Raw genomic sequence first — 14,984 nt, forward strand, 5'->3', positions numbered from 1 at the left:
TGATCGGCTGCTTTTATAATTCATATTATCCTTTAATTTCCAGAGATTAACAATTCGATGGGACCTACATTAATGTTTATTTGATTCACACGTGGAAGTCCCACATTTTGATCTTCGAATACTTGTTCATTATAATTAACAATAAAACGAGGAGACTCAACCTCCGTCTGGATATCAAAATTAAAGTTTGCGGATCCTGTCTCCTTCTTGACTTTGCCAACAACCGCATTGATTATCAAATCTCCTTTAGCAAAAAAGCCACCATCCAGTGAAAATATAGAGCCCACACCGTACAACTCTGCCGTACTATCCGTATAAAAAAAGGCTCTTAATCTTGTAGCCTCATTTTTAAACTCTTCAACCCGATTAATAAGTATAGCTCCCTTTGAGATCAATACAAGTTCTTTACTTCCGCTACCTGCAGTTGGTATTCCTGATATCGTGGCATCCACAATATCAGTTTTTCCAAGCACAAACATAGTAGAATCAAATTCAGCTTTTCCTCTGATATATAAATTCCCTGTCACCAGAATGTTGCTTTGGACAATGGCCGTTGAATAACTATCTATTGTTAAATCACCGTTTACAATAAGCCAATGAGCCCCTGTGCTTAGATTAAGCTTAGAAGTATCCCTTATCTGATTTAACATTACTCCATCCAACTTTAGATTCCCTATAAAGATCGTGCTTCTCTCCAATCTCTCAAGGTTTTGCTTCAGTGATAGCTTCGCTTCTTCGAAAAGTCTATGTTTCTCCTGCTCTTTCTCTTCATCTGTATCACCAGTTGCAATGTCCTCAAAATCTTCTAACATAGGCATCCATAAGGTGGAAATGCCTCCGGGTTGCTGAAGCGTGTTAATTAATCTTGTTCCTCTAGCAATGGGTTCTTCACTACTATTTGATCCAGTCTCTCCATAATATCTATCGCTGAATACCTTCTTATTTCCAGCCGACCCTGAAGCCTCAGCAACTTTATCTAGGAAGGAATCCTCCACATTCACTTGGACAAACGTCGTTTTCTTTTTGATCTTTGCTTTTTCAACGATCGTCTTCACCCTATTATCTAGTGAAGAATAGTCGGCATCATCAATTGTCGGCACCTTTTCAAAAATATCACCCGTTCTGGAATAAAGCAGATCGTTCATTGATTGAATATGAGCTTCTCCATCGACTAACGGAAATAGACTGCGTTTTTCCAAATCTGCGTTATGTCTATACTTAGCCACTTGGCTAACTTTTAATTGATTTCCAGCATAAATATTCCCCTGAATATAAGGAGCACCATTCAAATAGATCGTTCCCTCAGAACCTAATGAATAATTCAAAAAATCTGGGAATGTCGTAATCACAACCTTTTGTTGCAACGTCCTTAACACGCCGTTTACTGTTGCATTGGCCTTAATCGTAACTACATGCTTACTACTTGTAGAACTGCCATCGAGAGTAATTCCCGTGATTTCATTGCTAGCTCCCTGTAAGCTTGTATCGGTAACAAAAGCTCCTTTATTAGAATTGAGGCCCCTTAAAAATGTCTCTATTTCTTGATCAAACTGTGCCTGAGTAGTATTACTACTAACTTGTATTTTCTGATTTAAATCTGCTGTAATATAGGCAATCGCCTCATCAATCGATTTCTGCGCTAAATGAAGGCTTTGTACATCATTCTCACGAGTTTCGGTACGCCTAGCTCCTCCAATCGTAGCACTAAGCACCGTAACTCCTAAAATAGTGAGCAACAGGACGATAAACATCACAAGTACCAAAGCCGAACCTCGTTCCGATCGAAGGCTTGCCCGCCTCAACATCTCTGTTTTCCTCCTAAAATCCAAATTGGCTTTCCAATTCCATCTTATCCGTTTCATTTCCCTTATACTTTAATACCAACTTAATCTGGATCAGACCAGAATTGCATAGCGAGGCTACATTACATGATCTACCATCTGATGTGGAAGCAGTTATGATAGAACCTGCCATATTCGATTGTACCGCGATAGGAGAACCAGATTCCGCTCCACTTTCCTTACCATTTATAACAATTTCATTTCCTGATACCCGAATCACACGCGGAGAACTCCCGCCTTTTATTAGTTCAATTCCTCCAGATATATTTTGTAGCCGTTCAGGACTATATGTATAGAGTTCAGTAATAATAGAGGACATGATCAGATCCGCTTCGTCCCGTAAAGCGTTCTGAACTGAGATTTTATGATAGCTGCGAAATCCATACATAGTAACTCCAGAGATTAGACCGACTATCATAGCAAATACAGTCAGTGCCGCAATTAATTCCACCAAAGTAAAACCTTGTTCCGACCTAAGTCGTTTAGCGAATTCTTTCATCAGTTATGTATCCCTCCAACATTACGTTATAAGCGGGCTGTTCATTATTTTCTACTCGTCTTACCTCAACTTTAACGGGTATTAAATAATACTTTACAGCTGATTTATCAATCGGAGTAGTGGACGGATGATCGACTAATTCCGGTTGATAGATAATATTGATCTTATAACGGATATCATTAACTGTTGGATTCAGAACATTTGCCAAAGCTGTCATGTTTGAGAATAGATTACTATAGCTGCAATTAACTATGGTGCATTTTTCAGCCTCTATCGCATCTTCCCCTTGCGTAAAAAATTCCTTCATCGCCTCAAAATCCTGCTTCTCCACATAAAACAGCGCGTTTCGCGCCAGATTGACCATAATCGTTTTGTTCTGGTTCGATTTAGAGTAACTCATGGCGTTAGTAAAGTAAGACGTAAGCACCAGAGAAACTATCGATAAAATTACAATAGCGGCCAGAACTTCGATTAACGTAAATCCTTTTTCCTGCTTTAGGCCCGGTTTCATCCTACTTTCCGCCTCTCGCCTATGAAAATACTTTTCGTATTTGCACGTTTTTCCTAAATTTTCTACTTCCATTATATTCTCTCATATCCAGCTACAGCAATCCTCAAAACCCTTATAATTCAGATATTTCTACAATATCTCTCACTTTAGGTCTATGCTATGATTTGGAAAGAGAGGAGATGAATGAAATGGCTTTAATAGAGTGCAAATTTTATTCTGAAGTACTAGGTTTGAATACCTCAATGACTGTAATTTTGCCGCAAAAAACAACTACACAAATCGGGATGAGTAATGTAACAAGAGGTGATCTTCACCCTACTTTGTATTTACTGCATGGCTTGTCTGACGATGATTCGATCTGGCTGCGCCGGACTTCCATAGAAAGGTATGTAGCGGAGATGGGGATAGCTGTGGTAATGCCGAATGTGCACCGCAGTTTCTACACAGATATGGCGATGGGAGGCCGTTATTGGACCTTCATTAGTGAGGAGCTGCCAATGTTGGCGCGCTCATTTTTCCCGCTTTCCGATAAACGCGAGGAGAACTTTGTAGCCGGGTTGTCGATGGGTGGTTATGGAGCAATTAAGCTGGGACTGCGTAAACCCGAGTCTTTTGCAGCGGCAGCGAGTTTGTCTGGAGCACTTGATATGGCGCATAATTTCTTGAACGGGGAAGGTGCTACCACTAAAAGTAAAGAATACGAAATGATCTTCGGAAAAGAAGATACCGCCGGAACGCCGGAAGACCTTCTTTGGCTGCTTGAGGAAGTGAACCGCTCCACGGGACCAAAACCAGCGTTGTATCAATGCTGTGGCACAGAGGATTTCCTATATACCGATAACTTGAGATTCCGCGATGCCTGCCAGGCAACCTCACTTTCTTTAACCTATGAAGAAGGTCCGGGGACACATGAATGGGGATACTGGGATGCCAAAATCCGCGATGTGCTGGCATGGCTACCTTTAAAAAGTAACTAGCTGTACCTAATAGACAACAAAAAGATGCAGCCATAAGCTGCATCTTAATATCTGTTCTACTCAGATTGCCCTCTTCGGAGGGTTCTTTTTAATTATAAGGACGCCGAAGGCAATTATGCTTGTTTGGTGATATTTTTAAATAATCCAGTCTGTTCTGTGATTCCTTTTTCAGCAGCAAATCTTTCAATACTCGATGCACCAAAGAATCCGTCTATGCCTTCTGTCCGTTCAATTACGTACGCCGCATCTTCCGGCTCTGCAATCGGTCCACCGTGACAAATCACCATAATATCTGGATTTACTGCTTTCCCTGCTTTAATAATCGCTTCGATTCTTTCTACACAATCATCCAATGTCAGAGCGGTCTTAGCTCCAATTGTACCTTTGGTAGTCAAGCCCATATGTGCCACCAAAATATCTGCGCCGGCTTCTGCCATGGCTTTTGCTTGCTCAGGATCAAATACATAAGGAGTGGTGAGCATATCCAATTCATGCGCAGCTCTAATCATATCTACTTCTAAACCATATCCCATGCCGGTCTCTTCTAGATTCTGTCTGAACACGCCATCGATCAAACCTACGGTTGGGAAGTTTTGCACGCCGCTAAAACCTTGTTCCTTAAGTTGTTTTAAATAAACTTCCATTACTCTAAAAGGGTCCGTTCCGCATACGCCTGCCAATACAGGGGTGTTTTTAACAACAGGCAATACTTCCGAGCCCATTTCGACTACAATTTGGTTGGCATCCCCATAAGATAATAACCCTGCCAGTGATCCACGGCCTGCCATTCTGTATCTTCCTGAATTATAAACAATCAGCATATCTGCTCCGCCAGCTTCGCTGCTTTTTGCAGTAATTCCAGTGCCGGCTCCCACGCCTAAAAGAATCTTTCCATTTGCCACTTCTTCTCTAAACTTCGCCATGATTTCAGTTCTTGTATTTTTGTTCATGTGTAACGCCTCCATTTAAATATTTATTTATCTTATAAAAGCCTTATTTGCTCATGAGATCTATTAGCTTCTGCGCTGCTGCTTCTGCAAACTCCATATCATTAATGGCACAATCCATTTCGATAACCTCGACAACATTTCTGTTTACACCATTTCTTAAGGTATCAAATAACATTTGATCTTCCTCTACCCCATAAAAAGCTTCCCCTGCAACATCAATGCCGGATATCCCTTTAAGCGGCAGCATTAACACCGTTTTCTCTTTGGCCATATTTAATTTCTCGACAAGCTTTTTGCCGATAGCTTCATTTTCTTCTACTGTTGTTCTCATCAGAGTAACTGTTGGATTGTGTTTATAAAACTTATGCCCAGCAAATTTCGCTGGTACCGTATCATAAGGACCAAAGTTGCACATATCAAGCGCGCCTACCGAGACAACCTGTGGAATATGATGTTTTCCAGCAGCTTCTAACCGATGAGGTCCAGCATTTAGCACACCACCAATAATTTCGTCCGCCCATTCTGTTGTGGTCAGATCCAATACACCTTCAATAAAACCAGCCTCGATTAGCGCTTCCATGGACTGGCCACCTACACCTGTTGCATGGAATACAAGCACTTCATATCCTCTAGCTTCAAGATAGTTACGGGCTGCCGTCACACAGGGGGTTGTTACCCCAAACATCGTTGTAGCTATTAATGGTTTTTTCTCTATCACTTGTTTATTCTCAAATTTAAGCATACCGGCGATGGCGAAAGCTGCATTGGTAAAAATCTTTGTTGAAATAGAGTTTAGTCCGGCAACATCCACTACGGATGGCATCATGACAATATCACTAGTGCCTACATATGGAGCAGTATTCCCTGAAGCTACGGTCGAAACCATCACTTTAGGTACACCAATAGGTAATGCCCGCATACCCGGGGTTACAAGTGAAGTGCCTCCAGTGCCCCCAAAGGAGATAATTCCATCAAATTTGCCTTGCTTATATAATTCAGGTACTAATTTTTCCATACCTTTGGCTAATAATTCTGTTGCTAGTGCTCTATCTTTTTTGGCAACGAGCTCATCTATACTTACACCCGCGGCTGCTGCTACTTCTCTATTAGAGATATCCGGTGTAAAAGTGGGCTCAAACACACCCGTATGAATCGTAAACGTGCCTAACTCCAAGCTTTCCAGTAAATTTTTAATGTAGAGATATTCTTCACCCTTGGTGTCAAAAGTTCCGGCAATAGCAATCGTCTTCATTTCTTCAACCTCCTCTTCAAATATCTACAACAAGAAATATAAGGATAATGTATAATGTGAAACTTATACTTTCTTATATTAAAAAAAGCATGATCAACTTATGAGTTAATCATACTTCTTTGATTTATGGATGAAAACGCTTTTATGTCTTATGTTTTTGTGTTTATGTTAGATTTATATTGTTTTGGAGAGAACCCTTTATACTTCTTGAACATTTTGCTAAACTGCGCATAATCCTGGTATCCAACTAATGGCGCTAGCTCAGATAACTGGATAGGGTCTCTATGTAATATTTCCGCCGCCTTATCCATCCGAAATTGCACGAGATACGTTTGGAAGCTGCAGCCTACTTTTTTGGTGAACAAACTACTCAAGTAACTTCGGGATACATGTGCCACCTTAGCTAAATCTGCAAACAAGATCTCATTCCTATAATTTTGAGCTACGTATTCTTTTACAAATTCAACATAATCATAGTGCTTTGTGATGCCGTCTAACATTTTGACCATAAAATCATCTTCATCCAGCGTCCCCGACACTTTAAAAGCTTTGGTTATATTCGTAATGGACTTCTCCGAGGGAATTCTTTCAAAAGCAGAGCCCCCGATATACCCCATCAAGTTTTGATTATTGCTGTACATATATTGCACATCAATTGGCGTTTTCACCGGACCACCGTAAACCAGCTTAATTAAATCTGGCTTTAGCTCATTGCATGTATTAAATATCTTGTCCGCTTTAGCCTTGGCAGCTTCCAGAGAGAATACTTTTTTAGCGCCTAATAACCCGCCTTCTGTTAGACCTAGATGTGCACAAATAATATCCGCTCCAGCCTCGATCATCTGTGCTGCCTGGATTTCGTCAAATACAAAAGCAATGGTAAACAAATCCTTCTCATGGGCTATTCTTATGGCTTCTACTTCAAGTAGATAACCATTCCCCTCTTCTTCGAGCGCTTCTCCAAATTGACCATCTATTAAACCCACCGTGGGGTAATTATTAATGCCGGCAAAGCCTCTATTCTTTATTTCACTTATATAGGATTCCATATCTTTGGTCGGATCAGTTGCATTGAGGCCAAAAATAATAGGGATATCTCTGACCAACGGTATGATCTCTCTAGATGCAAAGTCCATCACCATATCATTGCTATTACAAAATGGTAAAATACCAGCGAGAGAGCTCCTCCCCATCTGGCGAAATTTACCCGAGTTTAACATCAGAATGAAATCAGCTCCACCCTGCTTCGCATACTTTGCCGTTATACCAGCACCGGTGGCTACTCCAATAATATGATTGCCTACTTTTAATTCCGATCTAAGCTCGTCTAGGATTTGCTCTCTGTTCATACCTACGAACCCTCCTATCCCTAACCTAAGGATAACCGTAAAGAACACTGCTAATCCAGTCATAGTTCATTTAGATAATAAAAAAAATCCCGCCTGACACCTATAAAGGTCTGAGGCGAGATTTGATATTGATACGGTTTACAATATAGCGTCTCCGTGTTGTACAACCCATTCATTAGCTTCGTGCAATGCCAGCTCTGCCCGTTCAATTGCAGCCTTCACCTGAACGGTGGCTGTGCCGCCATAAACGTTACGAGCGTTAACTACAGCTTCCGGTTGAAGAACAGCATAGATATTCTCGTCGAAGAGCGGTGAGAATTGCTTGAACTCTTCCAGCGTCAAATCCAACAGGAACTTGCCTTCATTGATACAGTAGAGTACCGTTTTCCCGATTACTTCATGCGCTTGGCGGAAAGGAAGCCCCTTGCCTACCAAGAAGTCGGCGATATCCGTTGCATTCGAGAAATCCGTGTTCACAGCTTCACGCATACGACCTTTGTTCACCTTCATAGTGGAGATCATCGGCGCGAACAATTGCAGTGCACCAGTCAGCGTAGTAACCGTATCGAACATGCCTTCTTTGTCTTCCTGCATATCCTTGTTGTAAGCCAGTGGCAATGATTTCAGCACCGTCAGCAAGCCAATCAGGTTGCCGTAAACGCGGCCTGTTTTGCCCCGTACCAGTTCTGGTACGTCAGGGTTCTTCTTCTGCGGCATAATGCTGCTGCCTGTGCAGAAAGCATCATCCAGTTCTACAAAGCTGAACTCCGTGCTGCTCCACAGCACCAGTTCCTCACTGAGTCTGGATAGATGTGTCATGATAAGGGAAGCATTCGCCAAGAACTCCACGATGAAATCGCGGTCGCTGACAGCATCCAGACTGTTCTCATACACACTGTCAAAACCCAGTTGTTCCGCTACAAAGTGACGGTCAATCGGGAAGGTCGTTCCCGCAAGGGCTCCTGCTCCGAGTGGCAGCACGTTGATCCGTTTGTAGCTGTCCGTCAGACGTTCTGCATCGCGGCGGAACATCGATACGTAAGCCAGCAAGTGATGAGCAAACAGGATCGGCTGTGCCCGTTGCAAATGCGTATAACCAGGGATGATAGTCTCCACATTGTCTTTTGCTTGTTCGATCAAAGCTTCCTGCAGCTCATGCAGCAAACTAACTAGCTCAACTACACGTCCACGTAAATAAAGGTGCATGTCCGTCGCCACTTGATCGTTACGACTACGTCCTGTGTGCAGCTTACCACCAACTGGACCGATTTCCTCGATCAGATGTTTTTCAATATTCATATGGATGTCTTCATCCGATACTGAGAAAACAACCTCTCCAGCATTGACCTTGTCCAGCACTTTGTTCAGACCTTGTTTGATTGTTTCCACGTCTTCTTGTGGAAGGATTCCGCATTTGCCCAACATTGTGACATGCGCCAGACTGCCTTGCACATCCTCTTTGGCCAAAGCCTTATCAAAGCCAATGGAAGCCGTATATTCCTCTACCAGCTTGTTTGTTCCTTTAGTAAACCGTCCGCCCCAAAGCTTGCTCACCTGTAGTTTCCTCCTCTTGGACGCCAGAGGGCCGCTCCTATCCTGACGGGAGGAACGGCCTTCGGGGTTGCCCGTTTAAGTTTATGTTATCGTACTATTTAGAAGCTCCATTTACACCTGTAGAAACTTTAAGGCGCAATGCGTTCAAGTGAATAAAACCAGTGGCATCCCCTTGATCATAAGCTTGTGTAGGATCAGCTTCCATCGTTGCAATCTCAGGATTGTACAGGCTGACTGGGCTCTTCACTCCAGCGCCGATGATGTTGCCTTTGTACAGTTTAAGACGAACAGTACCCGTTACATTTTGTTGGCTCTGTGTTACAAGAGCTTGCAGTGCGATACGCTCTGGAGCGAACCAGAAACCGTTATACACCAAAGTGCTGTAACGAGTGATCAGGCTGTCACGCAGGTTCATCACTTCACGGTCCATCGTGATGGATTCCATTTTGCGATGAGCGACGAACAGGATTGTTCCACCTGGAGTCTCATACACGCCGCGGCTCTTCATGCCGACAAAGCGGTTCTCAACCATATCCACACGCCCGATACCGTGTTTACCACCTAGCTCATTCAGTGTCTCCATAACTTGAAGTGGGGATAAGGATTCACCATTCAGGGCTACACAGTCTCCCTTAACGAATTCGAGCTCCAAATATTCCGCTTCATCCGGAGCATCCTCAGGAGCGTTGCTCAGCAGGAACATTCCTTTGTTCTCTGGTGCACTTGGATCGAACCAAGGATCTTCCAGTACGCCGCTCTCATAGCTGATGTGCAGCAGGTTACGGTCCATCGAATACGGCTTCGCCGCAGAGGCTTGTACCGGAATATCATTAGCTTCCGCATAAGCGATCATTTCCGCACGACCTGGGAATTGATTGCGGAACTCTTCTAGACGCCAAGGTGCAATCACCTTAATGTTCGGAGCCAATGCAGCTACACCAAGCTCGAAACGGACTTGGTCGTTCCCTTTGCCTGTCGCGCCGTGCGCGATAGCCGTTGCTCCTTCAGCGATGGCGATATCTACCATGCGCTTGGCGATCAATGGACGAGCAATACTAGTTCCGAGCAAGTATTGGCCTTCATAAAGGGCGCCAGATTGGAACATTGGATAGATGAAATCGCTAGCGAACTCATCGCGCAGGTCGTCGATGTATACTTTCGATGCGCCGGTAGCGAGTGCTTTTTCCTCCAAACCGTCGAGCTCTTCTTTTTGGCCGATATCGGCTGTGAAGGCGATGATCTCCGCGTCATAAGTTTCTTTAAGCCATTTCAAAATAACGGATGTATCCAATCCGCCGGAATAGGCGAGTACAATTTTTTCTTTAGCCATGGTGTGGCAACTTCCTTTCGTGTGGGCTATATAAATTAAAATAAACGTGCCTTTGCCAGCACTCTGACGATAATTCGCAATTACACTGAATATTTGGACTTCCGGTCGCTGTTATCATCAGATTTCTTTTATTTCAAACCGCATTGTGCGGATAAAATCTGATGATAAAGGCGAACGCTACGCTCCTACAGTTCCAAAAATTCCGCTCCATTACTCCATCGTCCAAAGTCTAACTTCGCCCAACATTAATTCAATTTATATAGTGATTTATATTTTATATTTTTTAAATTCCTTAACTCATCAACGCAGCCATTAAAGCTTTTTGCGCATGCAGGCGGTTCTCAGCCTGATCAAAGATCACCGAGTTAGGGCCGTCAATCACGCCTGTGCTGACCTCTTCCTCACGGTGGGCTGGCAGGCAGTGCAGGAAGAGATAGTCGCTCTTAGCGCCTTTTACAAGCTCCTCATTAACCTGATAGTCCTTGAATGCCGCTTCACGTGCCTTTTGCTCCTCCTCGAAGCCCATACTCGCCCATACGTCTGTATAGATGACGTCAGCGTCTTGTACAGCTTCTTGCGGGCTGCGAGTGACCACAATCTTCGCTCCGGTTTCTTTAGCGATCTCACGAGCTTCTGCGACAACCGCTGCATCTGGCTCATAACCTTCCGGTCCGGCGATAGATACGTCCACGCCCAGCTTAGCTCCGCCAATCATTAAGGAATGCGCCATATTGTTGCCATCGCCGATGTAAGCCAGCTTCAGGCCCTTGAGCTTTCCTTTGTGCTCATAAATCGTTTGATAATCGGCCAGCACTTGGCAAGGATGTGCCAGGTCACTAAGACCGTTGATTACGGGAATAGAAGCATAACGAGCGAGATCTTCAACCTTGTCATGACCGAAGGTACGGATCATAATTCCATCGAGATAACGCGACATTACTTGCGCTGTATCTCCAACAGTTTCTCCGCGTCCAAGCTGGATATCATTTTTGCTCAAGAAAAGGGCATGCCCTCCCAGCTGATACATTCCAACTTCAAACGACACACGTGTACGTGTAGAGGATTTTTCAAAAATAAGTCCAATCGTCTTTCCCTTCAGCGGCTGAAATTCTTCGCCATTTTTCTGCTTCTTCTTCAGCTCAATCGCCGAATCAATCAGATACGTAATTTCCTCCGGGCTGTAGTCGTTCAGCTCCAGTAAATCACGGCCTTTCAGTTGCTGCGCAATGTTGTGCTTGTTACTCTGTACGCCCTGACTCATGAGCTTACCTCCCCGTTTGCTTGTTTAGCATAAGTATGAATGAGTTCGCATAGGATGTCCACCGCTTGGTCGATCTCCTCTTTGCTTACATATAGATTAGGCAGCAGACGAAGGACATTAGGACCGGCTGTCACGAACAACAGGCCTTTCTTTTGTCCAGCCAGTACAATATCGCCCACTGGGGATTGACATTCAATCCCGATCAACAGCCCTTTACCACGGATATCCTTCACAAAAGAACAGTCCGCCAGCTTCTCTTTCAAAAGACCTGTCAGGTACTTGCCCATATCTTCGGCGCGCTGTGGAAGCTCATCTTCCAGCATCGTCTCAATCGTCGCTGCCATAACAGCTGTTGCTAGCGGTGTTCCCCCGAAGGTGGACGCATGGCTGCCCGCTGAGAAGGCTTCACGCAAATACCCTTTGCCAAGCATTAAACCTGCCGGGAACCCGCTAGCTATCCCCTTAGCCAAGGTGAAAATATCCGGTTCAATTCCATAATGCTGATGAGCGAACAGCTTGCCTGTACGTCCCATACCTGTCTGTACTTCATCTACAATCAGAAGCAATCCGTGGTTCTTACACAAGGCCACTACAGCGTTCAAGAACTCAGGTTCTACCTCAAGCACGCCACCCTCTGCAAGTACCATCTCCAGCATGATAGCAGCTGTATGATCTCCGATAGCAGCTTCTAACGCTGGGAGATCATGCAAGGGTACGGTCTTGAAACCTGCTGGAAGTGGCAGGAACCCTTCTTTCACCTTTTGCTGGCCTGTAGCTGTTAGTGTGGCCAGTGTACGTCCATGGAAGGATTGTTCGAATGTGATAACCTCATAACGGTCGACACCCTTAATCTTCTGATGGTAACGGCGGGCCAGCTTAATAGCAGCCTCATTCGCTTCTGCCCCGCTATTGCAGAAAAAGACTTGATCAGCGCAGCTATTCTCTGTCAGAAGGTTGGCAACTTTATCTTGTCCCGGAATATGGAACAGATTCGAGACATGCCAGAGCGTATCAATCTGATCCTTCAGCTTAGCGCCGACTTTTTCAGGAGCATGACCTAGACTGGTCACAGCCAATCCACTGGTGAAATCCAGATACTTATTGCCTTTATCATCCCATACCCAGGTACCCTTGCCTTTAACTAAGCTGAGATCATATCTGGCGTAAGAAGGGAACACTGCACTCAGCTTGCTTGTTGCAACATCCGGTGTACCTGATCCTACTGTATCGGTCTGCTGTGCCCCTGCTTGCGAACCCAACTCCGCTTGTGTAAGCTTGCTCATTCTAAGTCACTCTCCCATCGGCTGCTCCTGTGAACAGGCTGCGCCTCTAATTTGTATTCATCTATGATTCTACGAACGAATAATACGTGTACCTATCGCTTCACCTTGCAGTACTCGACTAAGCACCCGTGGTTCTTTTCCATCCACAATGATAACCTCTGATACGCTGCCCTGAATGCAATCTATAGCTGCCCGCACTTTAGGGATCATGCCACCGTAGATTTCCCCACTTTCGATCAAGGCTTCGATTTCCTGTACAGTAACGGAGGGAAGCACAACCTTTTCACCTTCCACTGTACTCATGATGCCTGGAACATCTGTGACGACGATCATTTTGGGAGACTCCACATAGGAAGCAACTGCCCCTGCTGCCGTATCTGCGTTAATATTGTAGCGCTGACCTGCTGTATCTACTCCGATAGGTGCAATGACAGGAATATAACCCATCCCAACAATACCAGTTACGATCTCAGCCTTAACTTCTGTTACTTCTCCTACCAAACCTACTTCGTCGCTGTTCGCCACTGGTTTAGCAATAATCATATTTCCATCGATGCCCGAAAGCCCCAGAGCTAGACCGCCGCTCCCTTGAATTCGCCGGACAATCGCCTTGTTTATACTTCCTGCCAGCGTCATCTCTACAACATCTAGTACTTCCTCGGTGGTTACTCGCAGGCCATTCACAAAGCTGCTTTCAATGCCCAGTTTCGCTAGATTCTCGGAAATGGCTGGCCCTCCACCATGAACAATTACTGGCTGAATGCCCTCCTCCTGCAAATCTCGCAAATCCTCAAAAAAAGAATCAGGTAGAGCCGCAAGCGTACTGCCGCCGCATTTCATTACAAACAATCCACTACCATCTAAAGCATCTATAAGTTCAAGCTCGCTATTTAGCGTCATATAATCGGTATCCTTCCCTTATGGGCTTAACACGCCATAAATTAAGTGCGATATGCGGCGTTAATACGCACATAATCGTAAGTTAGGTCACAGCCCCAAGCCGTTGCTTTCCCGCTTCCATCATGCAGATCTACAGTGATCAGCACAGTTTCACTTTTTTGCAAATAGGCCAAAGCCTTTTCCTCGTCAAAAGCAACTGGCTTCGAGTGCAAAAGCACCTCAATATCCCCTAACGAAATGTTCACACGCTCCGGAGATACCGGAACACCCGCGCGTCCAACCGCAGCAATAATCCGTCCCCAGTTCGCATCCGCTCCAAAAATAGCAGATTTCACTAGACTAGAACCAACCACTGTTTTGGCAATCGCTGCCGCCGCCTCATCATGAACAGCACCATTCACTTGAACCTCAATCAGGTGAGTTGCACCTTCGCCATCTCGAGCAATCGCTTTGGCAAGCGTCTGGCACACATACGTGAATCCAGCAGCAAAAGCGTCCCAATCCGGATGCAGTCGTGTCAGCTTCTCATTACCGGCAAGCCCACTCGCCATCGACACTAACATATCATTGGTACTAGTATCTCCATCGACTGTAATCATATTAAAAGTAACATTCGTAGCTGAACGCAGAAGACTAAGTAAATCCTCCGCTGCAATATCAGCATCCGTGGTCATAAAGCCAAGCATGGTAGCCATGTTAGGATGGATCATCCCTGAGCCCTTTGCAGCTCCGGCAATTGTAACTTCTACACCGCCAACGAGCACCTTCACGGCGATCTCTTTTTTAACTAAATCAGTGGTAAGTATAGCTTGGCAGAATTCCTCCGCGCCAATAGCTCCTCCATCCAGCTTCTCTGGTATTGCAGTAATTCCGGTACGTACGCAGTCCATCTTCAACAGTTCACCGATAACTCCAGTCGAAGCAACAGCCACATCATTAACGGCCACACCTAAATGCTGAGCCGCAGCAGCGCGCATCTCATAAGCATCTGCTTCACCTTGTTCGCCTGTGCAGGCATTGGCATTCCCGCTGTTCACGATAACCGCCTGCAATACTCCGTTCGAAAGGCTTTCCCGAGTCACTTTCAGCGGGGCCGCCTGAAAAACATTCGTAGTATACACGGCCGCAGCCGTTGCCGGAACTTCACACAGAATCACTCCGAGATCGTTGCGATCTGTTTTTTTCAATCCACAATGCAATCCTCCGGACCTAAAACCCTTAGGTGAAGTGATGCTTCCACCCTCCAAGGTGGTAAATAACTCAATCTCGCTCATATT

Annotated in this window: 13 protein-coding genes; 1 reads left to right on the plus strand and 12 read right to left on the minus strand. The window is 44.8% G+C overall.

The window, feature by feature from the left end; all coding sequences use genetic code 11:
- Positions 1-32: 32 nt before the first annotated feature.
- Genes NSQ91_RS29665 through NSQ91_RS29675 form a run of 3 tightly spaced genes read right to left on the minus strand, consistent with a single transcriptional unit; the run spans position 33 to position 2,851 of the window.
- Positions 33-1,763: a hypothetical protein gene (locus tag NSQ91_RS29665; RefSeq protein ID WP_143763837.1), complete on the minus strand. Its 1,731-nt coding sequence runs from the start codon at positions 1,761-1,763 to the stop codon at positions 33-35.
- A gap of 55 nt (positions 1,764-1,818) precedes the next feature.
- Positions 1,819-2,340: a PulJ/GspJ family protein gene (locus tag NSQ91_RS29670; RefSeq protein ID WP_076182130.1), complete on the minus strand. Its 522-nt coding sequence runs from the start codon at positions 2,338-2,340 to the stop codon at positions 1,819-1,821.
- A complete protein-coding gene (locus NSQ91_RS29675; RefSeq protein WP_076182128.1) occupies positions 2,324-2,851 on the minus strand; it encodes a type IV pilus modification PilV family protein in 528 nt (175 codons plus the stop codon). Before NSQ91_RS29675 ends, NSQ91_RS29670 begins: the two co-directional genes overlap by 17 nt.
- A gap of 188 nt (positions 2,852-3,039) precedes the next feature.
- Between NSQ91_RS29675 and NSQ91_RS29680 the strand changes: the two genes are divergently transcribed.
- Positions 3,040-3,828: an alpha/beta hydrolase gene (locus NSQ91_RS29680; RefSeq protein ID WP_076123851.1), complete on the plus strand. Its 789-nt coding sequence runs from the start codon at positions 3,040-3,042 to the stop codon at positions 3,826-3,828.
- Positions 3,829-3,941: 113 nt separating this feature from the next.
- Here the strand turns inward: NSQ91_RS29680 and NSQ91_RS29685 are convergent, their stop codons facing one another.
- The 9 genes from NSQ91_RS29685 to argJ all read right to left on the minus strand — a co-directional run bounded on the left by NSQ91_RS29685 (position 3,942) and on the right by argJ (position 14,981).
- The gene (locus tag NSQ91_RS29685; RefSeq protein WP_038573568.1) at positions 3,942-4,778 is read right to left on the minus strand and encodes a phosphoenolpyruvate hydrolase family protein; all 837 of its coding nucleotides are present in this window, start codon (positions 4,776-4,778) and stop codon (positions 3,942-3,944) included.
- Between the two features lie 43 nt (positions 4,779-4,821).
- The gene (locus tag NSQ91_RS29690) at positions 4,822-6,030 is read right to left on the minus strand and encodes a Tm-1-like ATP-binding domain-containing protein (protein WP_076220518.1); all 1,209 of its coding nucleotides are present in this window, start codon (positions 6,028-6,030) and stop codon (positions 4,822-4,824) included.
- 149 nt (positions 6,031-6,179) lie between these two features.
- The gene (locus NSQ91_RS29695; protein WP_076303606.1) at positions 6,180-7,379 is read right to left on the minus strand and encodes a phosphoenolpyruvate hydrolase family protein; all 1,200 of its coding nucleotides are present in this window, start codon (positions 7,377-7,379) and stop codon (positions 6,180-6,182) included.
- Between the two features lie 138 nt (positions 7,380-7,517).
- Positions 7,518-8,933, minus strand: coding sequence for an argininosuccinate lyase (argH, locus tag NSQ91_RS29700; RefSeq protein WP_036678523.1), 1,416 nt, complete (start codon positions 8,931-8,933; stop codon positions 7,518-7,520).
- Positions 8,934-9,027: 94 nt separating this feature from the next.
- On the minus strand, positions 9,028-10,263 hold the full coding sequence (locus tag NSQ91_RS29705) for an argininosuccinate synthase (protein WP_076123861.1): 1,236 nt from the start codon (positions 10,261-10,263) through the stop codon (positions 9,028-9,030).
- Between the two features lie 292 nt (positions 10,264-10,555).
- On the minus strand, positions 10,556-11,524 hold the full coding sequence (argF, locus tag NSQ91_RS29710) for an ornithine carbamoyltransferase (RefSeq protein ID WP_076182119.1): 969 nt from the start codon (positions 11,522-11,524) through the stop codon (positions 10,556-10,558).
- The gene (locus NSQ91_RS29715) at positions 11,521-12,807 is read right to left on the minus strand and encodes an aspartate aminotransferase family protein (RefSeq protein ID WP_076303605.1); all 1,287 of its coding nucleotides are present in this window, start codon (positions 12,805-12,807) and stop codon (positions 11,521-11,523) included. The genes argF and NSQ91_RS29715 overlap by 4 nt, the downstream gene beginning before the upstream one ends.
- A gap of 69 nt (positions 12,808-12,876) precedes the next feature.
- Positions 12,877-13,707, minus strand: a complete 831-nt coding sequence (gene argB / locus NSQ91_RS29720; RefSeq protein ID WP_076282430.1) for an acetylglutamate kinase — start codon at positions 13,705-13,707, stop codon at positions 12,877-12,879.
- Positions 13,708-13,748: 41 nt separating this feature from the next.
- Positions 13,749-14,981 (minus strand): bifunctional ornithine acetyltransferase/N-acetylglutamate synthase, encoded by a 1,233-nt coding sequence (gene argJ / locus NSQ91_RS29725; protein ID WP_076282429.1) that lies wholly within the window; start codon positions 14,979-14,981, stop codon positions 13,749-13,751.
- Between the last annotated feature and the right edge of the window lie 3 nt (positions 14,982-14,984).

This window comes from Paenibacillus sp. FSL R7-0048, assembly GCF_038004505.1.
Lineage (GTDB): Bacteria > Bacillota > Bacilli > Paenibacillales > Paenibacillaceae > Paenibacillus_AQ > Paenibacillus_AQ odorifer.